Origin of the sequence: Tenacibaculum litopenaei (genome assembly GCF_964514025.1) — a bacterium.
GTDB classification, from domain to species: Bacteria; Bacteroidota; Bacteroidia; order Flavobacteriales; family Flavobacteriaceae; genus Polaribacter; species Polaribacter litopenaei.
The window spans coordinates 307,881-329,805 of sequence record NZ_CAZEQT010000009.1 but is presented as its reverse complement, the minus strand read 5'-3'; the positions used below and the strand labels follow the sequence as shown (position 1 = coordinate 329,805).

20 protein-coding genes are annotated in these 21,925 nt (G+C 38.0%); 17 read left to right on the top strand and 3 right to left on the bottom strand.

Annotation, left to right across the window (positions count from 1 at the left end; translation table 11 throughout):
* Nucleotides 1-3: 3 nt before the first annotated feature.
* Nucleotides 4-549 (top strand): pyridoxamine 5'-phosphate oxidase family protein, encoded by a 546-nt coding sequence (locus ACKTS5_RS19740; RefSeq protein ID WP_408045611.1) that lies wholly within the window; start codon nucleotides 4-6, stop codon nucleotides 547-549.
* Between the two features lie 284 nt (nucleotides 550-833).
* Here the strand turns inward: ACKTS5_RS19740 and ACKTS5_RS19735 are convergent, their stop codons facing one another.
* Nucleotides 834-2,012: an acyl-CoA dehydrogenase family protein gene (locus tag ACKTS5_RS19735; RefSeq protein ID WP_408045610.1), complete on the bottom strand. Its 1,179-nt coding sequence runs from the start codon at nucleotides 2,010-2,012 to the stop codon at nucleotides 834-836.
* A 161-nt stretch (nucleotides 2,013-2,173) separates the two neighbouring features.
* On the opposite strand from ACKTS5_RS19735, the gene rnpA reads away from it, so the two are divergent.
* From rnpA to ACKTS5_RS19655, 16 genes are all read left to right on the top strand, one after another.
* Nucleotides 2,174-2,560: a ribonuclease P protein component gene (gene rnpA, locus ACKTS5_RS19730; RefSeq protein WP_408045609.1), complete on the top strand. Its 387-nt coding sequence runs from the start codon at nucleotides 2,174-2,176 to the stop codon at nucleotides 2,558-2,560.
* The gene (locus tag ACKTS5_RS19725) at nucleotides 2,553-4,172 is read left to right on the top strand and encodes a S41 family peptidase (protein WP_408045608.1); all 1,620 of its coding nucleotides are present in this window, start codon (nucleotides 2,553-2,555) and stop codon (nucleotides 4,170-4,172) included. The genes rnpA and ACKTS5_RS19725 overlap by 8 nt, the downstream gene beginning before the upstream one ends.
* Nucleotides 4,173-4,204: 32 nt before the next feature.
* Entirely contained in the window at nucleotides 4,205-5,887 is a 1,683-nt protein-coding gene (locus ACKTS5_RS19720; RefSeq protein WP_408045607.1) for a DUF6909 family protein, read from the top strand.
* Between the two features lie 2 nt (nucleotides 5,888-5,889).
* On the top strand, nucleotides 5,890-6,921 hold the full coding sequence (locus ACKTS5_RS19715; RefSeq protein ID WP_408045606.1) for a hypothetical protein: 1,032 nt from the start codon (nucleotides 5,890-5,892) through the stop codon (nucleotides 6,919-6,921).
* A 3-nt stretch (nucleotides 6,922-6,924) separates the two neighbouring features.
* Nucleotides 6,925-7,482 (top strand): dTDP-4-dehydrorhamnose 3,5-epimerase, encoded by a 558-nt coding sequence (gene rfbC, locus ACKTS5_RS19710; RefSeq protein ID WP_408045605.1) that lies wholly within the window; start codon nucleotides 6,925-6,927, stop codon nucleotides 7,480-7,482.
* Between the two features lie 91 nt (nucleotides 7,483-7,573).
* On the top strand, nucleotides 7,574-7,936 hold the full coding sequence (locus ACKTS5_RS19705) for an HAD family hydrolase (RefSeq protein ID WP_408045604.1): 363 nt from the start codon (nucleotides 7,574-7,576) through the stop codon (nucleotides 7,934-7,936).
* A 3-nt stretch (nucleotides 7,937-7,939) separates the two neighbouring features.
* Nucleotides 7,940-8,659 (top strand): glycosyltransferase family 2 protein, encoded by a 720-nt coding sequence (locus tag ACKTS5_RS19700; protein ID WP_408045603.1) that lies wholly within the window; start codon nucleotides 7,940-7,942, stop codon nucleotides 8,657-8,659.
* Nucleotides 8,656-10,290 carry a phosphotransferase gene (locus tag ACKTS5_RS19695; RefSeq protein WP_408045602.1) on the top strand — a complete coding sequence of 545 codons (1,635 nt, stop codon included), beginning with the start codon at nucleotides 8,656-8,658 and terminating at the stop codon, nucleotides 10,288-10,290. Before ACKTS5_RS19700 ends, ACKTS5_RS19695 begins: the two co-directional genes overlap by 4 nt.
* Entirely contained in the window at nucleotides 10,283-11,560 is a 1,278-nt protein-coding gene (locus ACKTS5_RS19690; RefSeq protein ID WP_408045601.1) for a lipopolysaccharide biosynthesis protein, read from the top strand. Before ACKTS5_RS19695 ends, ACKTS5_RS19690 begins: the two co-directional genes overlap by 8 nt.
* 19 nt (nucleotides 11,561-11,579) lie before the next feature.
* Nucleotides 11,580-12,545 (top strand): glycosyltransferase family 2 protein, encoded by a 966-nt coding sequence (locus tag ACKTS5_RS19685; RefSeq protein WP_408045600.1) that lies wholly within the window; start codon nucleotides 11,580-11,582, stop codon nucleotides 12,543-12,545.
* Between the two features lie 6 nt (nucleotides 12,546-12,551).
* Nucleotides 12,552-13,838 (top strand): hypothetical protein, encoded by a 1,287-nt coding sequence (locus ACKTS5_RS19680; RefSeq protein WP_408045599.1) that lies wholly within the window; start codon nucleotides 12,552-12,554, stop codon nucleotides 13,836-13,838.
* A complete protein-coding gene (locus ACKTS5_RS19675) occupies nucleotides 13,825-14,991 on the top strand; it encodes a glycosyltransferase (RefSeq protein WP_408045598.1) in 1,167 nt (388 codons plus the stop codon). The genes ACKTS5_RS19680 and ACKTS5_RS19675 overlap by 14 nt, the downstream gene beginning before the upstream one ends.
* Nucleotides 14,969-16,198, top strand: coding sequence for an O-antigen ligase family protein (locus ACKTS5_RS19670; protein WP_408045597.1), 1,230 nt, complete (start codon nucleotides 14,969-14,971; stop codon nucleotides 16,196-16,198). The genes ACKTS5_RS19675 and ACKTS5_RS19670 overlap by 23 nt, the downstream gene beginning before the upstream one ends.
* Nucleotides 16,199-16,202: 4 nt before the next feature.
* Complete coding sequence (locus tag ACKTS5_RS19665; RefSeq protein ID WP_408045596.1) at nucleotides 16,203-17,336, top strand: glycosyltransferase; 1,134 nt, start codon at nucleotides 16,203-16,205, stop codon at nucleotides 17,334-17,336.
* An 11-nt stretch (nucleotides 17,337-17,347) separates the two neighbouring features.
* Nucleotides 17,348-18,664: an exopolysaccharide biosynthesis polyprenyl glycosylphosphotransferase gene (locus ACKTS5_RS19660; RefSeq protein WP_408045595.1), complete on the top strand. Its 1,317-nt coding sequence runs from the start codon at nucleotides 17,348-17,350 to the stop codon at nucleotides 18,662-18,664.
* A gap of 4 nt (nucleotides 18,665-18,668) precedes the next feature.
* A complete protein-coding gene (locus tag ACKTS5_RS19655; RefSeq protein ID WP_408045594.1) occupies nucleotides 18,669-19,439 on the top strand; it encodes a glycosyltransferase in 771 nt (256 codons plus the stop codon).
* Here ACKTS5_RS19655 and ACKTS5_RS19650 read toward each other — a convergent pair.
* Together ACKTS5_RS19650 and ACKTS5_RS19645 are read right to left on the bottom strand one after the other, a co-directional pair.
* A complete protein-coding gene (locus tag ACKTS5_RS19650; RefSeq protein ID WP_408045593.1) occupies nucleotides 19,436-20,044 on the bottom strand; it encodes a response regulator transcription factor in 609 nt (202 codons plus the stop codon). The genes ACKTS5_RS19655 and ACKTS5_RS19650 overlap by 4 nt on opposite strands.
* 2 nt (nucleotides 20,045-20,046) lie before the next feature.
* Nucleotides 20,047-21,924, bottom strand: a complete 1,878-nt coding sequence (locus ACKTS5_RS19645; protein WP_408045592.1) for a sensor histidine kinase — start codon at nucleotides 21,922-21,924, stop codon at nucleotides 20,047-20,049.
* Nucleotide 21,925 lies beyond the last annotated feature (1 nt).

Sequence of the window (21,925 nt, the reverse complement as noted above, 5' to 3'; positions counted from 1 at the left end):
GACATGGCTAGATTTTATAAAAAAATTCCGACGAGAATTCAGCAGTTTATCAAAGCGCAAAAAATGTTCTTTGTCGCTACGGCACCTGCGGAGGGGCGAGTAAACCTCTCTCCGAAAGGGATGGATTCATTTCATATTATTGACGAGCATCAAGTTGCTTGGTTGAGTGTTACCGGAAGTGGTAATGAAACCTCTGCGCACTTACTAGAAAACGGACGCATTACCTTGATGTTTTGTGCTTTTGAAGGTGCGCCTAACATTGTGCGACTTTATGGAACGGGAAAAGAAATACTACCTTCAGATGCAGCGTGGGAACAGTACAAACCGCTGTTTCCTGATTATCCTGGCATGCGTCAAATATTCTTAATTTCTGTCGCAAGTGTTCAAACATCTTGCGGATCGTCTATTCCCTTTTACGACTATAAGGGAGAGCGCAATCGACTCAATGAGTGGGCGAAAGAAAAGGGCGAAGAAGGTATACGGGAGTACTGGGAAGAAAAAAACCGCGAAAGTATCGACGGTTTACCTACAAAACTTTACAAATCCTGATAAATGTCATATTCTAAGCGAAGCACCAAAAGTATCTTTGTATAAAAGTTTACGATATGATGCAATTAGTTAATATTCCATCAGTCTCATGGACAAATGGGACTATTATGATAATTGTTTTTGGTATTGTTAGTTTAGGATTAATAGTTACTTTATTAATACTACTAAACAGTGGATCCAAAAAGAAGTAACTATTGACTTAGTGATTTTTAATAGTTGATTGTAAGAAGTGTTCCAGTACTCCGGGTTGTTTTTTGTATGGAACACTTCTTTTTTATTTTTACTTATTTAAAGGCGTTTAAGCCTGTGATATCGAGTCCGGTTATCAGTAGGTGAACATCGTGAGTTCCTTCGTAGGTAATAACACTTTCTAAGTTCATCGAGTGGCGCATGATCGAATAATCTCCGGTAATTCCCATAGCTCCTAACACTTGTCGTGCTTCGCGTGCTATACGGAGTGCCATCTCTACATTATTTCGTTTTGCCATAGAAATTTGTGCTGAACTCGCTCTATTTTCGTTTTTAAGAACTCCCAAACGCCAAGTTAGTAACTGTGCTTTGGTAATTTCGGTAATCATTTCAGCCAATTTCTTCTGTTGCAATTGAAACTGTCCAATAGGTTTCCCGAATTGTGTGCGTTCTTTTGCATAGCGCAAAGCGGTATCGTAGCAGTCCATTGCGGCACCGATAGCTCCCCAAGAAATTCCATAGCGAGCAGAATCTAAGCAGCCTAAAGGGGCTCCCAATCCTGACTTGTTAGGAAGCAAATTTTCTTTAGGGATTTTGACATTGTCAAAAATCAACTCACCGGTAATAGAAGCTCGCAACGACCATTTATTATGAGTTTCAGGCGTGCTAAATCCTTCCATTCCACGTTCTACAATCAGTCCGTGAATACGACCTTCTTCATTTTTTGCCCATACCACAGCAACATCGCTTATGGGAGCGTTGGAAATCCACATTTTAGCACCGTTTAACAAATAGTGATCTCCCATATCCTTGAACTTGGTTTCCATACCACCGGGGTTGGAACCGTGGTTAGGTTCTGTTAATCCAAAACAGCCAATCCATTCACCACTGGCAAGTTTGGGTAAGTATTTTTTACGTTGGGCTTCATTTCCGTATTTAAAAATAGGATACATTACCAAGGACGATTGAACAGAGGCTGTAGAACGAATTCCACTATCGCCGCGTTCTAGTTCTTGCATAATTAAACCATATGAAATTTGATCGAGTCCAGCCCCTCCGTATTCTTCTGGGATATACGAGCCAAAGGCACCGACATCAGCTAGTCCCTGCACCAATTCGGTAGGGAACGTCGCTTTTTGAGCGTACTCTTCAATTATAGGTGATAAGTTTTTCTTCACCCAATCACGGGTTGTGTTGCGAACTAACTTGTGTTCATCCGTTAACAATTCATCAAGGTGATAATAATCAGGAGCTTGAAATAAATCAGGTTTCATATTGTTTGTTTTTAGGTTGGTACTTACTAATAAAAAGTTTAACGATAAGGGTATTAGTAAAGTAAAATTGAATTGAGAATAGCTAAAAAACTCGTACTCAATCCTTTCAAAAATAGTCAAAAAAATGGTTATTCCTAAAGGTTTGCGTATGTTTGTATATCATGAGATTTACTTTAGGCAAAGAAGAGCGATTAAAAAGCAGAAAATTAATCGGGAAATTATATGAGGAAGGAAAGTCTATTAAGGTATTTCCTTTGCGCATGGTATACGTTCCGGTAGCGCACGGTACGAAATTCCCAGTACAGGCAGGATTTTCTGTTCCCAAACGAAACTTTAAAAGAGCGGTGCACCGCAACAGAATTAAACGTCTTTTAAGAGAAACCTACCGTCTGGAAAAATATACGGTATATTCAGAAGTAAAAGAACCCTATGTGTTCATGATTTCTTATATTGGCAGAGAGGAGTGGAAATACGAGGCTATTTCTGCGAAAATGAAAAAACTTTTGGCGCAGTTTGTCGCCGAAACAACAACAAATATCCATGAATAAAAAGCGTATCATTATCGGGTTGAGTATTGCGGCGGTTTGTTTTTCGTTTCAATCTCGATTTTTCGAAATAGCCAAGCAAATCGAAATTTACAACAGCGTTTTTAAGGAGTTGAATGTCAATTATATCGATGAAATCAACCCCGGAGACCTCACGGATAAAACCATCAAAAGCACCCTAAAAAATTTAGATCCCTATACTAACTTTTTCAACGAACAAGATGTAGAAGAAGCTAAAATTCGACGCGAAGGGGAGTATGGTGGCATCGGAATTCGCTCCTATTATTCAAAGAAAGGGATTTTAGTAACGGAAGTATACAAGGGGTTTACTGCTGACAAAGCAGGTATTAAAGCAGGAGATCTCATTGTTTCTGTAGACGGACAGTCAGTGGTTGGCTTGGAACGCGATGCCTTGTCTCAGGTGCTCAAAGGATCGCCAGGCAAGGAGCTTTCGTTGACTATTATGCAAGGGAAACAACGCGTAGAAAAAGACTTGATGCTCGACAAGGTCATGGTGAATCCAGTACCGTTCTACGAGATGATAGACGAGGAAACAGGCTATATCGTGCTGACCCGATTTACGAGTCAGAAAGCTACAGAGGGAGTGATGCAAGCATTTAAGGCACTCAAGGAAAAAGGCATGAAGAGCTTGGTATTTGACTTGAGGAGTAATCCTGGAGGTTCCCTGTTTGACGCCATCAATATCACCAACCTATTTATACCTAAAGATAGGGTTGTGGTTGATACTCGTGGAAAAGTAGCGAGTAATTCAAGAGTATATAAATCTAGAAATACGCCTTTAGATACAGAAATACCAATGGTTGTATTGATAGACAACAGGTCGGCATCAGCGTCTGAAATCGTATCAGGGGCATTACAAGATTACGACCGAGCAGTGATTATGGGAGAACGTTCGTTTGGAAAAGGATTGGTACAACGATATTACGATTTGAGTTACGGAACACAAATTAAAATCACCATCTCTAAATACTATACGCCGAGTGGTCGTTGTATTCAAGAATTTGACTACGAAAACAGAGATCCTAAAACCGGGAAAGTCCCTAAGTTTTCCGACGGGAAAGTGAATGCCTTTACAACGCAAAATGGTCGTATGGTGTACGACGGAGGAGGGGTTACCCCTGATGTAAAAACCAGAGTGGAGGCCCGTGAGGGAGTCGTAAACAATTTGTTGAGGTCTAATGCAGTATTTAATTTTGCAACTGAATACTGGCGTTCGGGAAAACCAGTAGATTCACTGGAGTTTAAAGTGACCACTGCTGATTTTCAGCAATTCAAGGATTACTTAATGCAGCGCGATACCACTTTTGTAACCGAGCAAGAAAAACTATTCAAACGCGCCTATACTGCCGTAAAAAAGAACGAGCAAATCAAAGACGAGTACAGCCAACTCGTAACCAAGCTCAAAACAGCTAAAATAGCCGCTTTGAATGCGCATGAAAAGAGACTGCTAGCGAAAATAGAAAAAGAAATAGTAAAGCAAGTGCACTATCGTGAAGGAATGTATCGCCATCAACTGCGAAACGATGCGGAAATTCAGCGAGCTACAGCTTTGTTAAAAAATAAAACAAAGTACCGTGCAATACTTGCGAAATAGAAGAGTTTATAATTTAATTTGATTTATAGAATATGTCGAAACCTAACCAGAAAGAAAGAACAAGAGCACAGGAGTCAACAAATGCCATTGAGCGTTTATACATTTCAATGAGGCATTTGTTTAGTAGAGGTTTTTATAAGCCGATGGGTGTATCTGGAGAAACGTTAAGAAAGTCTTTATTAGCGTTGCGTCCCGAAATTTACGGGTCTATCGCCGAAGATAAGACAGAGTTAAATGGGTTAAAATATATTATCGAACGTTTACCGGAAGGAATTGAAGAATGTCAGTTTATCAACTTAACTGCTGATGAAGGTTACAGACACTCTAACTTTAAAGTGATAGTTCCTCCAAAAAGACGTAGAAACTGTTATCGAATCGATAAAGACCAAATGAATATCGAAATTACCAGAGGACGATCTGAGATTTACGATATTCTTACACATCTTACCTTTTTATTTATCGAGTCTTATAAGATTAAAGACAAAGTAATGATTGGTAATTCTGGTGAAAAATTTATCAGAGAATGGGTGTATTTGGAAGATGTGGTACTCAATAACCGCAACTTGAATGACGAAGATCGCGATGTGATGATTGCGCATTTAGGAAACGTTTTAGGTCGTACCTATGACGAGGTGTACGAAGCGTACAATTCCTATAGTACAGAGGAGAGTCCTAGTAGATTTTTACACTTGATTTATTGGTTAGGAAAACTAGCTATCAATGAAGTAGTACACAACGAAAAACGTTCAATCAAGTTCAGTTCAGTACTCAATGAGGAAATAGGACATCACTATTACGGAGAAATCTGGGCGAACAATATCAAAGAAAACCTACTTTCAAACGGCTTAATTGAGCGACCTATACACATTATAAGTGCCAACATGCACAGTGTTATGAACAGCTTATACGCTCCAAAGGCATTGCCTAAAGAAGCAAAAGCAAACGCAGGATTTGAATTGTTCGAACTATTGAGTAGTCCGAGCAGTGGAACCCAGCAATCAAAAGTGAAAAACTACGCTTCTGAAAATGGATTGATTTACTTAAAAGATACCTCAGGTACCAATATCAACGTACAAATCATTGACACGGCTAAAATTGACCTGTCGGGAAGTTTGTACAGTGAAGAAGTAGCAAAAGCTGAGAAGCCGGTGATCATAGTTATGGATTACGCATTCGGTGAACAAGCGTATGAAACGATGGATGAGCTTTTAAAACCTTACAAAAAAGGAAGTGAAAACATTCACCTAAACGTGACTTCGGTTTCGATTATGGGGAAAGCTGGAATTTTGGAAGGAGGAAAAGGAGATATCATGATTCCTTCGGCACATATTTTTGAAGGAACGGCTGATAATTACCCATTCCACAACGAATTATCGAAGGAAGATTTAGAAGGTTTTGGAGTAAAGGTATTTGACGGAGCTATGGTTTCTGTTTTGGGTACTTCCTTACAAAACAAAGATTTGTTGAAATTCTTCCACGATTCTACCTGGCAAGTGATTGGGCTAGAAATGGAAGGGGCTCACTATCAAAAAGCAATACAATCGGCATCAAAAATTAGAAAGACCATTCGTGAAGATGTGCAAGTACGTTATGCGTATTACGCATCGGATAACCCACTTGAAACAGGAGCTACTTTAGCTTCTGGAGGATTAGGAATGAGTGGAGTAACGCCGACGTATGCGATTACACAGAAAATTTTAGAACAAATTCTATAACAATGGAATACAAAAACAACGAAGAGGAAGCTGATTTAGGTTCCGTGTTTTCCGTAATTGGAAAGGGAATTGCGAATCTGGCTAATTTTATCGGGGGGATATTTAAAGGGCTGTTTCACTTTTTAATGATTTCTTTACTTTTTGTAAAGCAAAACATGATCAAATTGGGAATTGCTTTTGTTCTGGGAGCTGGTTTAGGATTGATTATTGAACTCAATGAGGAAAATCAGTTTGGTTCAAACTTATTAGTACAAACCAACTTTAACAGTGCACGACAGTTGTACAGTAATATCGATTACTACAACAACTTGGTTAAGCAGCAAAAAACACCACTGCTAGCCGAAATCTTTAATATCTCCGAAGAGGAAGCTCTATCGTTGAAAGAATTTACCATTTTACCTATAAAAAACGGCAACGACATCATCACTACTTATGATGAGTTGTTGCTGTCTGTGGATAGTTTGACCGTAAAGAGTTATTCGTTTGCCGACTTTAAACGTGCCTTTACAAAGTTTAATTACAAGGTACACGACATAGAAGTTAAATCGACCAGAAATAACGTGTTTCACAAGTTAGACGAGGTGATTATTGCTGCAATCGTAGAGAACAATTACTTCAATAAACTGAAGGAGTTAACCAATGAGAATTTAAATAGAACGGATAACCTACTCAGAAGAAACCTAGCACAAACGGACAGTCTGCACCAAGTATACAAGGCAGTGCTCTTAGAAAAGGCAAAGCACGGTAGCCAAGGAACTACTATTGAAATGGGAGGAAAAGAGCAGCAGGCAGCAGAGCTGGAATTGTTCAAAACCACCTTAAAGTTAAACAAAGAGCTAAAAACGGTTAGTAAAGAAAAAACAGAAAAGTCTGAAGTTGTAAATATCATCTCTAATTTCCAGCCTGTTGGGTATGAAATTAAAGGGGTATACGAAAACAGATCGGTACAATTGGCCCTGTTGTTTTTGGTGGCAATGATCGGTTATTTATTACTGTTAAAGCTCAATCGTTATTTAGATACTTATAAGCAGTAATTTATGAAGCTTATTTCTACTCCCTTAGAGGGGTGCTTTATTCTGGAACCCACATTGTTTGAGGATGCCAGAGGTTATTTTTTTGAAAGTTACAATCATCAAAACTTCAAAGATCAATCGGGTTTGAACGTGAATTTTGTTCAAGATAACGAAGCCTATTCGCATTTGGGAGCCCTGCGTGGCTTGCATTTTCAAAAAGGAAAACACGCGCAGGCTAAGTTAGTACGTGTCATCCGTGGAAAAGTACTGGATGTAGCCGTTGATTTACGTGCGAATTCTTCCACCTTTGGTCAGTATTTTTCAGTAATTTTATCAGGAGAAAATAAGAAACAGTTATTTGTACCTCGAGGCTTTGCTCACGGGTATGCTGTTTTAGAGAATGATACGGTATTTAGCTATAAGTGCGATAACTATTATTGCAAAGATGCCGAAGGAGGAATTCGATATGACGATCCTACCTTAGCTATCGATTGGCACTTGGAAAGTTCGCAGATTACCTTGTCTGAAAAAGATGTGGTACTGCCCTTTTATGATGCCGATTCTTATCAGAATGTATTCTGATTTTTAGGGTTTTTGTAGCTATTAATGTTTTATTAACAGAGCTTTAGTTAGCAAAACCCAACTAATTAACTAACTGACTAAAAAATAGAACATGAGAATTTGTCTAGACCTCGATGGGGTTATTTGCGGATTTAAGCAAAAGGGAGATACATACCTCGATGTAAAACCGATCCCTGGAAGTATTGAGAAAATCAAGAAGTTAAAAGAAGCTGGGCATTATATAATTATCAATACTGCCAGACACATGAAAACCTGTGAATCTAACTTAGGATTGGTAAATGCGCGTGTCACTAAAATGACCTTGGAATGGTTGGAAAAGTACGAGATTCCTTACGATGAAATCTATTTCGCCAAGCCTTGGGCACACGTGTACATAGATGACAATGCATTCCGTTTTGAATCGTGGGATGCGATTAATGATACAGGAGACAATTTACCTAATTACAGTGACTAGCCTATGAATTTCGTAATACCGATGGCCGGTAGAGGAAGTAGGTTTCAGAAAAAAGGATACGCGCAGCCCAAGTACCTCATAGAGGTAAATGGAAAATCGCTGTTGCAGTACTCCTTAGAAAGTTTGCCCTTGAATTTGGCCACAAAACTTATTTTTATCCTACTAAAAGAACATCAAACGTCTTTTGATGTGATTGCTCATATACGACGAGAAGTACCGAACAAAGTACTTGAGTTTGTCGTTATTGATGAGGTAACTCGCGGGCAAGCAGAGACGGTTTTACTGAGTAAACCCTATGTAGATATGGATAAAGATTTGTTGGTATTCAATATCGATACGCATTTTAAATCGGAAGGCTTAACGGCGGTGTTGAGTGATGAAAAAAGAAAGAAAGACGGTGTTTTAGGAGCTTTTCAAGCCGAAGGAACCCACTGGAGTTTCGCGGAACTCAACGAGCAACAGGTGGTGGTTAAAACCGCAGAGAAAGAACGGATTTCTGAGAACGCACTCACCGGTTTGTATCACTTTACAAATCCTGATGATTTTTTTAGTGTGGCAGCCTATTGTATCGAGCGTGGAATTACGGATAAAAATGAATTTTACATAGCACCTATGTACAATCAGCTCATCGCAAATGGAAAGGAATTTGTATTGGACTTCGTGTCTGAATTTATTCCGTTGGGTACTCCAGAAGAAGTAGAACAATACAAGGCTAAACTATGAAAGGAGTAGTATTGTCGGCAGGAAAAGCCGATCCTAGTATTTGTCAAGTTTACGGTAACATCCCTACCGCGTTAATACCGATTTACGGTAAACCTATTATCTTTTATATTCTGCAAAACTGCTTGCAATTAGGGCTAAAAGAAGTCTATATTACGGTTGGTTTCGAAGGAGATAAGGTAAAGAGGTTTGTCGATAAATTCTTTAAGTCAGCGGCTCTAAAAATACACTTTGTACCTGTTGACGAACAAAAAAAACCGGGAAACTCTCTTTTCGCAGCACTGAAAGAAATTGAAAAAGGCAAGGTTTTTATTTCGCTAGCTGATACGATTTGTTCCGTGACCAAGGATGACTTGGCCGATGGCAATATCATTATGGCCTCCAAAAATTTTGATAGGGCGGAATTGTGGTGTACCGTAACCAAAGACCAAGATGGTACTTTGATGCACATACGTGATAAAGAACGCCACCTGTCGAAGAATGAACTGGCACTCACGGGAATTTACTTACTTGAAAATTGTGAGATTATCAGTGAGCTTGAGGCAGAGAACATGCCAGAAAATTTTGAGATTTCTCACCTGTTAGCCACCTATAATAAAAAAGCACCCATACAGGTAAAAGAAACGGATCAATGGTTAGATTTTGGACATATAGAAAAGTACCAACGATCAAAAAAACGCTTATTAGAAGCGCGCTCGTTTAATCATTTGAGCTTTAACGATGTATTGGGTACCTTGACGAAAAAAAGTACGTATACCCATAAGTTCGTAGCGGAAATTGAGTGGTTGTTAAACCTACCAAAATCACTTAAGGTACTTTCACCTCGAGTGTTGGACTATTCACTAGATCGTGAAAATAGCTATGTTACCATGGAGTACTACAGCTATCAAACCATGACGGAAATTTGGTTGTTTTCCAATTTTAACAAGCGTGTTCTAAAGAGTATTGTCGATAAATTATTAGACATACTCTACTTGTTTGAGACGGAAAAAAGAACGGTGCGCAAAGAAGACTATCAGAAAGTGTACCTACAAAAAACTACAGATAGGGTAGCGCTCATTGATACGACAAAAGTTCCTGCTTTAAGGCATTTATTAGAAGGTAACGACCAAGGATTGGTTTGTATTAACGATGTGTATTACAAAAGCTGGGAACGCCTACAAGAGGACATACTGCAGTTTGCAGACGAGCAGTTGTTTAATGAAGCACATAACTGTTTGATACACGGTGATTATTGTTTTTCAAATTTGTTGTACGATATCAACAGTGGAGTGGTTCGTTTGATAGATCCAAGAGGAATTTGGGGCAGCAGTGCCGCAGGGGATATCAAATACGATTTGGCGAAGTTGAGGCATTCTATTAGTGGAGATTACGATTTTATTGTCAACGATTTATTTTCATTGGACATCAATGAGAAGGAGATTAACTATACCATAGAAAACAACGAAAATCAACAGCGTATCAAAAAGTACTTCGATAAAAAATTGGCCAAGCGTTTTGATCTGGCTCACATTAAACTCATAGAAGGGTTGCTGTTTTTATCCATGATTCCATTACATGACAATGCGCCCAGAAGACAGGTGGTACTATTGTCAAAAGCCATAGAGAAACTGAATACATTTGCGGATGAATAAGGTGTTAAAACACATAAATGTTTCCAAGCTATTTATCCTTTTAAATTACGTGGCACTGTTTACGGGCTTGCTGAACACCTATTTTCGCCCTAAGTTTTTTGAGCGTTATTTTTCTAGTAGTAATTTTGCCTTTTTGTTGTTGATATTCGGTTATGCCGTGTATCTAACCTTTTTAGATGGAGGAGTGTCAAAGCCATTTTACGCGGTTTTGAGAGCTGCATTTGTGAAAAAGGGACAAGCGGATAAAAAACTATTGATACAAGCGTTCTCCTTTTACAACATCGTGTTTTTAGTAGCGCTGCTGTTGTTTTTCTTGCTGTTACTAGGCGTGAGCTTGTTTGTGCCCACTAGCTTGGGCATGGGAATCCTCTTTTTATTAGCGCTGCACCTAGTACTCAATTTTCAATTATTGAATTACAAACACGTACTACAGGCTGTAGATGCTTATGAATTTTACCAAAAACTGGAAGTGCTAAGGCGTCTTATAAATTTAGGAATGTTACTGTCGTTACTGGTCGATCCGAGCTTGCTAACAGGAAGTGCAATTGCGAATATTTTACTCTTAGTCCTAGTCTGGAAAGTTCATAAACAACAGGGAGTTTCCCTGAATCAACTCAGCTTTTATAAAGCCGTTAACTGTTATCGGACCTATTTTCCAATGGCGAAAAACTTTTTTCTATTCACTGTTAATGAAACGCTCATTTACAATAGCGGATTTATTTTGGTTCCCCTGTTTTTTGGAGAGCGAGAAATCATAGTTTTTGGTCTATTGCTAACAGTGTACAATGGGGTTGCTTTGTTTTCAAGGTCTATCATTGATATGTCTATTCACGAAATTACCAAATCCTACCTAGAAGGAAATACGCGAAAATCGAAAAAGGTTTTTAGCTATTCACTCTTGGTATCTGGAGTTATTACCTTGCTGATGTTTACGGGTATTTACCTGTTGGCGAGCCCTATTTTCTCTGTGTGGGTAGGTACGGAATACTTGTTTTCTGATGCTATGTTTATCGGAATTCTTATATTTTTGTTAGGAAATGTGTTGCAACACGTTTCAGGAACTTTTTTATTGTCGGTAAATAATAATTACAAGACCATGAAAAAAATGAGTTTTTGGATTTTGTTGGGCATTGCAATAAGTCAATTGCTTATCTGTTGGTTTCAAAAGTCCTTAGAGTACTTTTTTGTGGTTACTGCCGTTATTTACGCATTGGGTTCTTTTGTGTACTTCGTGAAGGCGCAGCAGCAATACGCACTCAATAAAACTTAGTTTAATACGTTGAATTTTTATGAAGATTACAGTTGGTATTCCCGTATATAATCGCAAGTCTCGAATTGCAGCTTGTATTGACTCTGTACTTACACAGCAGGTGAATTCGGCCTTTACCTTTTCGGTATTAGTAGTAGATAATGCTTCTACTGACGGAACTCCTGAGGTGTTGGAAGGCTATGCTTCAAACGAGCAGGTTCGTGTTGTTTACAACGAAAGTAATGTAGGCATGGCACCGAATTGGACGAAAGTTTTTGCAGAGGCCGATGCTGATTACATCTATTTATTGCATTCTGATGATTTTTTGTTACCGGGGACACTACAAAAAGTAGCGGATTTTGTAACGGAACACCCTGATTGTGATTTCGGATTTGGAGCTGTTCATATCGATACTGGTAAATCCATTCGAAAAGATATTTTTAAACTCAAAGGACAAGCAACAGGCATCGTACCAAACTCCTGGCTATTGGAGGAGTATTTTTACAAAGCCAGCCATCCTTGCCCTCCGCAAACCTGGTTTGTTAAAAAGGGGGTTATTGAAGCTATGGGAGGTTTTATAACGAACAATATGTGCTGCGATTTTAACATGTCATTTAAAATTGTAGCTTCCAATTATACCATAGGATACATCAATGAAAGTTTGAGTATGTGGGTACTTCACGACGAAAATATCGGAGGTGGTGATATCAGAAAACACAAGAAAGACTTGTTGGCTGCTATTGCTGATATTCAAGAAAATGCAGTAGCGTTAAAATTGGATACTTCCAAACTGGCCGGTATTACCGATTGGGTAGCTAAGGAAGAATTATTGAAGTTCTTAAAAATAGGTGATCGCGCAGAGGCGAGTTTGAAAGCTGCGGACTTAACAGGACCTACTTTTGATAAATCATCCTTAAAAGAGTTGTTAATGTGGCTGTTTAAATACACCAAAATTAACTTGATCCGCCCATTTTATAAGGTGAAAACACTATTGGATACGCTGTAAAAGCTTATGAAACTAGCCACGATACTCCTTTTTTTTATTTTGCTATTTGCCGTTTATCAAGATTTTCCTCTGGTAAACTCTTTTGGTGAACTGGCAAAAAGCCCCATCGTTTTTCTGATGCCTTTTTTCTTGTTGTACATACTCAATGCAAGAAAAATGCCCGTATCTGAATACGTACAAGTGTATTTGCTGTACCTCGGATATGCCTTGGTGATGTCGGTGATATACACGCTGTATTTGGTGATTAAAAACCAGAGTTTTTACGTTTTTGATCAGCACTTGGTAGTCAAGAATATTAAAATGTTGGCCTATCCTATCTGTTCGCTATTGTTTTACCAGTTTGTCTATGTTTTTCTAAAAAGGACTCAAAATCTACTGCGTTTGTACCAGGTAGTTTTTGCGATACAAATAACCATGCTGGTTTTCCTCTTATTTGAGGCACAGGTGTATAAAACCAGAGAGGTATTTTTACCTTTTTTACATTCCAACCCAGAGAAGTATTGGAGAATTCGACTCTTGACATTTGAATCGAGTTGGTCGGGTTCTGTAGTAGTAATTCTCACTTTTTTACCCGTGTTTTTTACGGAGTATTTAAAGCGTACCACCACCGAAAAGTTGTGCGTATATGTGATATCAGCATTTTTCTTTTTCTATTATACCCTGCACAGTGAGTCAAAGGGATATTTGTTTTTGGTACTGATATCACTCTTGCCGATGTTGTTGGCCTATATGTATAAAAACAAACGCTTGCGCTACGTGCTTTTTGCGGCGCTAATTCCGTTGGTGATAACTTTCGGAATTGTGTTTGGCGCTTTGCGCGATGAGATTTTGATACAGCTGAATACGAGTATCACTTTCGGAACTAGGTTTACGGGGTACTTGGCATCGTTACAAACATTTTTTAACCATCCTTTTGGTATCGGATTTGCTCCTTACACGGAAATTTATACCCAATCTATTGAGCGTATTGTGCAAACGGAGTTTATGCAACAATACAATTTGAACGAGGTAAAAATGTACTTAGAATCGCCACAATTTTTATCGTCAAAAACCTATTTCTTCGATCATTTACTGTTTGGAGGCCTAGGGTTTTTACTGTTTTTTTATTTGTTTTTTATCAGGCGATTAAGACGTATAAGTAAAATTAAAAATATTTATCCGTTGCGTATCGTGCTAGTATATATCATTTTGGCCAGTATTTTTTATTTGACATTTCACATCAAATACGAGGTCTGGTTCTTTTTAGCTTTTTTAGATTATTTTGAAAACAACCACGCCCATGAAACCAGCTAAAATAGTTGTTGTAACTGGATTTTTCCCTTACCCACCCTTGCACGGTGGTATGGTTGATGTATGGAAACGCATCGAGGGACTAAAAGAGTTGGGGTTCCAAATAGATTTGGTGTATACTGCCAAGGAGTCTCCCTTAGATGCCGATAAACAGGCTGCTTTAGCATGTGTTAATACGCTTATTGAAGTACCGAGATCGAATAGTGTTTGGGGATTGTTTTTGAAACAACCCTTGCAGGTAGTTTCTAGGAGAGCATTAAAAACAGTACCTCTCGAACGAACGTATGACGCCGTGCTTCTCGAAGGAGATTACGTGGGGATGTTTTTGGAAAATGAGTCGGTGAATTATCAAAAAAGTATCCTTAGAGTACACAATAATGAGGCAGTGTATTTTAAGAATTTGGCTAAAAGTACTCGTAGCATTTTGAAGAAAATCTACTACCGTATCGAGGCCTTTAAATTCGGATTGTATTCGGAAAGATTGTTTAAAAAAGTGTCGAGTTTGTGGTATATATCACAGGAAGAGTTGGCTCAAGACAGCCGTAAGGTGAAAACAATCGAAAAACTGTGGATGCCGCCTCCTTTTAAATTGACAGAATTGGGTGCTCCCTCTCTCCATGGAAAGAAAGTATTGTTCGTAGGATCTCTATTTATGGACAACAATAGTGAAGCACTCCGTTGGTACTTGGAAAAAGTACATCCGTTGTTACGAGAGAAATACGATGATTACCAGTTGGTAATAGCAGGAAGTTCCGGAGATAGAGACGAGTTTGATTTACGAACGCAGTACGAAAGTTATTCGCAATGCGAACTGCATATCAATGTACGAGATTTGAGTAATATATATCAGGAAGCCACCGTATTTATCAATCCGATGCAACACGGTGCGGGGGTCAAGATAAAATCGATTGACGCCTTGGTTAGAGGTCTCCCTTTGGTGTCGTCGTCAGTAGGTGTAGCAGGAATTGGTTTGGATAGGCAACGGCATTATTACCACGCCGATAAACCAATGGAATTTTATGAGCGTATTGTTGAGGTTTTTGAAGGCAAGACTCTTGCGAAAGAGAAAGTGCAGGCGGCTCAAAATTATTTGAAAACGCACCATTACAAGGAAGTACTTAAAAGAGAATTAGATGCAGTTACAGAAGGTTTATAATTACAGCTTTTTAGGCATTGCGATGTTTCCGGTGCTGGGATTAAAACTGGCGACAAAGGCAATTATTATCTGGGCATTACTGGCAATAGCGGTCGTTTTCAAAAACAAAAGCTATCGGAATATAAATCGAAAATCGCTGAGAGACTTAGTGATGTTAAGCGGATATTACTTGTTTTTGATCGCCAATTATGTTTGGAGTGGTTTTGATGATTCACTCTTGAAATTTTTGGAAACAGGAGCTCCGTTTTTAGTGTTCCCTCTTTTTATCGTATTGACCAGGGATGAGATTTCTAACAAAACATTACATCGGAGTTTAGCCGTGTTTTACGCGGCCAATACGATATTGGCACTGCGCTGTTGGATGCGAATTTTACAAGAGGGCTTTCTTGAACTACAAGCGCAGAATACGTTCTATAAGCCGGTGTTTAGAAATTTGTTTTCAGAAGTGACAGGCATACATTTACCTTATTTAGGCTTGTTGTTTGTCTTTGCGATATTCATTGGTTTTTGGAGTATCAAAGAGTTGAAGCTAGCGCTGTATACCAAAGCTGTACTCTTAGCAGTTAATGCCTTGTTATTGGCGTCTATTGTGACCTTTTCCGCTCGAATGGCCTTGGGGATTTTTGTCGTAGGAACGCTGTATGGAATAGCTACCCAATTAAAATCGAGAAAAAGTAAGATTGCAGGGGTTGGCCTACTGACCATGGTGGTACTAGGACTGCTCGTTTTTACCCCTATTAAAGCCCGAGTCCTTGAAGTAATCAATACTAAAATGGAATTACCGAGTGAGCGCATCAAAGACGAAGAGCATACCGTCAACTTCAGGTACGGAATTTATCATTGTGCGCTTGGTATTGTTAAAGAACATTTCTGGTTGGGTGTAGGAAAACAAAATGTGTCAAAAAATATGCAAGCTTGCTATAATACTTTTACCTTTACAGGAGTAAATGATTTTAAGAATGTAAGATACAATTCCCATAACCAGTATCTAGACTGGTTGATGTCTTTTGGAATATTTGGTTGTCTTTTATTGGTAATCAGTGTTTTCTGGGGATTTGGTAGGGTTACGAACTCATTGTATGTTATATTGTTACTGAGTATTGCTCTGGGCCTACTCACTGAAAATCTGTTTGCTAGACAAATAGGAGTCGTATTTTTTACATTTTTTAATACGCTCTTTTTTATTAATGATACTAAACAAAACTAACCCCATGAAAAAAGCATTAGTACACGATTGGTTTTATACCCATGCAGGTGCAGAAAATGTGGTACAATCAATTACCAATGTTTGGGATGATTTTGATTTTTATTCACTAATTGATTTTCTGAATGATGAGGACCGCAAAGCGGTTTTAAAAGGAAAGCACTGTACAACTTCGTTCATTCAAAAATTTCCAACGGCAAAATCCAATCACCGTAAATTTTTGCAGTGGTTTCCAAGAGCTATTGAAAGTTTAGATGTCTCGCAATATGACGTGGTCATTTCGTCGTCGTCGTCGGTAGCAAAAGGGGTGCTTACCCATCAAAATCAATTGCATATTTGCTATTGTCACTCGCCCATGCGTTATGCGTGGAATTTGTATTTCGAGTATTTGAAAAGTAAAGGTTTAGAGCGTGGTATAAAAGGATGGTATGCTCAAAAAGTGCTGCATTACATTCGTCAATGGGATGTTATTAGTACACCTCGAGTGGATTATTTTATCGCAAATTCAAAGTATATTGCTCAGAGAATAAAGAAAATTTACAACCGTGAGGCTACTGTTATTTATCCGCCTGTAAACACTGATGTATTTACCTTAGAAAATGACAAAGAAGAGTATTATATAGCGGCTTCTCGTTTGGTTGCGTACAAGCGTATTGATGTTATTGTTGAGGCCTTTAGTAACTTGCCAAACAAAAAATTGATCGTCGTTGGTGATGGGCCGGAGATGAAGAAGTTAAAGAAGTTGGCAAAGAAAAATGTTCAGTTTGTAGGTAAAGCCGATCAAAAGGCTATGATTGTGTATTTGCAAAAAGCAAAAGCTCTGGTGTTTGCCGCCGATGAGGATTTTGGAATTCTGCCAGTAGAAGCTCAGAGCTGCGGTACTCCTGTAATCGCCTTTCAAAAAGGAGGCCTACTAGAAACTGTAATTGACGGTGAAACAGGCGTGTTTTTTGATCGACAAACCCCTGAGGCTATTGAAACAGCCATTGCTGCTTTTGAGTCGATGAAATTCTCTCCAGAATTGATACGTAAGAACGCACTTCGCTTTAGTAGAGATCGTTTTGAAAAGGAATTGAACGCGTTCGTAACTGAAAAAATTAATGAATTTTACCCTTGGAAAAAAGATATTCTAAATACATAAACAGTCTATTTTTGCTGCTAGATTTATCAGTACTTGTCGGGGTTGTTTATTTTTTGAACGACCTGGAACATACTTCATACAAGTTTTTGGGGTATATGCTGGTTTTTTGGGTGTTTTCCACACTGTTTACCGGGTATTATCGCGTATTCCGATATACGTCTTATTACCGTGTTTTAGGGCTCTTGATCAATCAAATAATACTTGTTGTTTTAGGGTACTATACGTATTTTTCAGTTTTTCGTGAAGGAGTACTCGTAGGAAATCAAGCCCTGTTTCTGAGTTACTTTTTTACAGGACTGACTGCTGTGAAAGTAGTAGGTGTTTTTCTGCTAAAAAAATACCGAACCTATGGAAATAACTACCGAAAAATTATTGTTTTAGGTAGTGATAGTTCTTCCAGAAAATTTGTGCGATTAATACGTAAAGAAAAAGAGTTGGGATATCAATATTGTGGTTTCTTTAGTAAGCAAACAAAGCGTTCGGAGGATTATATGGGGGTTTTAGAAGAAAGTTTTGCATATGTTCTCGAGCATGAAATAGACGAAATTTATTGTTCCGTTACTGAGCTTACCGAAAAAGAAATTAAAAAAGTCACGAAGTTCGCCAATGAAAATAACCGGATTGTAAAGTTGATACCGAATACGAATGAGCTCTATAATAAAAATACGGTAACGGAATACTACAGTAATTCTACATTGGTATTACGAGTAAAAGAATTGCCGTTTGAGTTGGTTGAAAATCGATTGATTAAACGTGTATTTGATATCGTATTTTCTTTGTTGGTATGCGTATTTGTGCTATCGTGGTTGTACCCTTTGTTGTTTGTGTTAATCAAGTTGGAGTCCAGAGGACCGGCAATATTTAAACAAAAACGAGAAGGATTACACGGAGGGGAATTTGTGTGTTATAAGTTTAGATCTATGTATCTCAATGACGTTTCTGACAAGGAACACGCCCGCAAGGGAGATGAGAGAATTACAAAGATTGGTGCATTTTTAAGAAGTACGAGTTTGGATGAATTTCCGCAGTTCTTTAATGTGCTTATAGGTTCGATGAGTGTCGTAGGTCCACGACCTCATATGAACAAACAATCGGATCTCTTTACCAAAGAGGTTCGAAATTATATGAAAAGGAAATCAGTAAAGCCAGGAGTAACAGGACTCGCTCAAGTAAGTGGTTACCGCGGTGAAATAACTAAAAAAATAGACATTGACAACCGGGTACGTTTGGATATTTTTTACATCGAAAATTGGTCGTTGGCCCTTGATGTAAAGATCATCGTACAGACGATGTTGAATGTTTTTAAAGGTGAAGAAAAGGCGTATTAAAGATTTGAATAATAAAGTAAGCATATCGGCCGCTATAGTACTTTACAAGGAAGACCTTGAAGAGTTAAGAGATACTATACACAGTTTTCTCGAGGTACCACTGTCAAAAAAATTGTACTTGATTGATAATACTCCTAACTCGGAGTTCGAAGATCAATTTGCAGGGAGTAAAGATGTCGTATATATCGCGAATAGTGAAAATGTTGGTTTTGGTAAAGCACACAATCAGGTAAAAGAATTGATTGCTGAAACATCTGAGTATCATTTGATATTGAACCCAGATGTCGCCTTTGAAGCAACTGTAATTCCGAACTTAATTGAGCGTTTTTCAGAAGATAAAGAACTCGCAATGATTGCTCCAAAGGTGTTGTTTCCAGATGGAAGGCATCAGTATTCTTGCAGGAAGTATCCGAGTTTTTTTGAATTGTTGATCAGACGACTAGGACCTCTAAAAAGCCTGTTTAGAAAGCAGATAGAAAAAGGAGAATACAGAGATTTAAACCTGTCAAAAAGTTTTTATCCCGAGTATATTACAGGGTGTTTTCAGTTGTATAAAACAGTTGATTTTATGGCTATAGAAGGTTTTGATGAACGTTACTTTCTGTATATGGAAGATGTAGATATCTGTAAAAAAATTGATGAGCTCGGTAAGAAAAAGCGATATGAGCCTTCTGAAATTGTTGTTCATAATTTAAAACAAGGCTCGTCAAAAAGTCCGCTATTGTTTATCTACCATTTAAGTTCTGCAGTAAAGTATTTTAAAAAGTGGACTTAGGTGACTATCCCTAATTTTATAGCCAATTTAACCAAGCCAGCACTGGTTTTAATTTGAAGTTTATTGTAAATGTTTTTTTTATGAGTTTCCACGGTGTGTTTGCTCAAAAATAAGAGTGCAGCAATTTCATCGACAGTTTTCTCTTCGGTTATCAGTCGGATGATATCTTTTTCTCGTTTGGTAACGATGTTGTTTTTAAATTCAAACTGTGCAGCTTTAAAGTCCTGATCAAAAAAGTAGCTCTTTTCATCCCAGACAATAGTTTTAATAGCCTTTGTCACCTCGTCTAGACTGGCATCTTTTAACAAGTAGCCGTCGTAAAATCCGGTTTCATCATGTAGGGGTTTAAACATGCTAATCACCAATGTTTTTGCAGTGGGCTGTAACTTTTTAAGTTTTTTTATCAGCTCAATGCCGTTCATGTCTGGCATGGAAATATCGGTAATAACTAAATCAACGGGATGCTTTTGAAGGTATTTGAGCGCTGAATTACCATTACTAAATGTATTTTTTACTTCGATAAAGTCAAGCTTGCTCAAGGAGGTACTGAGTCCGTCTAAAAATAATTGATGGTCGTCGATAAGTAGTACAGAGATGTTATTCATGGTTAATTCGGAATTTCAATAATGACTGTTGTTCCTCTTTGAGGGTGCGAATCTATATGTAGGGTTCCCTCTAAATTAGCTACGCGTTCTTGAATATTTAATAGGCCTATTCCCTTGTTGTGGGCTTCGGTGTTAAATCCAATTCCGTCATCTTCTACCACCAGTGTTATTTGGTGATCGATGGAAATAGAAAGACTGACCTCTGTAGCTTTTGCGTGTTTGTAAATATTGGTAACGAGCTCCTGAGTACAACGGTATAAGAAGTGCTTTTGCCTATCGTTGAGCTCCGAAAGTCTGTTTTGAGGGTAAATACTAGCTTCAAGAGTGAAATGATTGCTGTATTGCTCTTTTAATAACTGCAACAGATCGGGAAATGACTGATGTTTACTGTAGTTGTAACTCAAGCTGTGTGAGAGTAAACGTACATTTCTAGCAACCTGTTGTAGGTCCTTGCTGAGTTGTTCGGCATTTTTATCGGAGCTGAGATGGTTGGCCAAATGCTGAATACCTGCAAGCTGTCCGCCAATGCCATCGTGCAGTTCCAAGGCGATTCTGTTTTTTTCCTTTTCTTCACCTTCTATATATCCTTCAATACGTTTTATTTTCTGTTCTTGTTGAAGTTGTGCAATTTCTTGTTCGTGCAGTTGATCGGCCTGTTCTTTAATAGTTTTTTGTATGCGCATGCGGTAACGGTAAAAGAAAACCAATAAGAGCAGGGGTATTAAAAGCAAACTTCCACCGATAATGGCGGTATTTCTTCGTTGACGTTCTAAGTCTTTTTCCTTTTGAAGCAGTGCTATTTTGCTGTTTTTGCGTTCTACTTCATACTCTGTCGTTAAACGCTGAGTAATTTCACTTCGTTCTCTATTAAAAATACTATCTCTTAAATAGATCACCTTTTCTTGATAGATATAACTTTTTTCAAATTGCCTATTAAAATAGTAAGCATCGGCCAATACCCAATAGCTATAAGCCTTAGTGTCATCAGGGACATATTCTCCATATTTATTAAAGGCAATAGTATAGTTTTCAATACATTTGGGGTAATTTTTTAGGTCGTAGTGATAATCTGCTATGCTCGCATAGATATAAAACAGTTTTGTTTCGTAATTCAATTCATGAGCAATTTTTTTAGCTGATTTCAAGAATTTAAAGCCTTCATTAAACCTTTTTGTTTTGAGCAAAAAATCACCATAACTTGAGTAGATCGATAGTTTTAAGTCCAGAACGTTTAACTTTTTGACAAGTTCAAGCGCTTTTAGTTTGTTCTTCTCATGTTCTTTGTAGTTTTTATTGTGTAATCCACCAAGTATATTATAGGTGCATGCCTTTAAATAAGTATCTGTGTATTTAGGATTACCTAGTAAATTTGAAAGATACTGAATGGTATATTTTTTACCTTTAGTAACTCTGTGTATAAAAGATCTGTTAAGCATTATCTTGTGCTCAAGGAATGATAAGTTATAACTCTTTGCTATTTTTTCAGCTTTTAAGGAAGATGATAAGGCATCATCATATAAACTTAAACGTCGCTTGACATTTGCATTTAGTTCTAAATATGAAGCTAAATGCTTGGGTATTTTCGTTTTCTCTGCCAGTAGGCGTAAGCTATCCAAACTCTTGTTGACTTTTTTTATTTGCTTTTTTTTAAAGAGATTGTCTAGTTTATTATACAAACTAAGAAAAATTAAGGAGTCATTTTTACTGAGAATACTGAGTTTATAGCTTTGTTGGACAATCTGACTAGATTTTTTATAATTATTATGTTTCCATTTCTCGTATTCTGTATGTAGCGAGTCGATGGTTTTTTCTGTGCTTTGTGCAAAGCAAGCACTCGTGATTACTGTAAAAACAAAGAATAATTTAAAAGCCGTATTCATT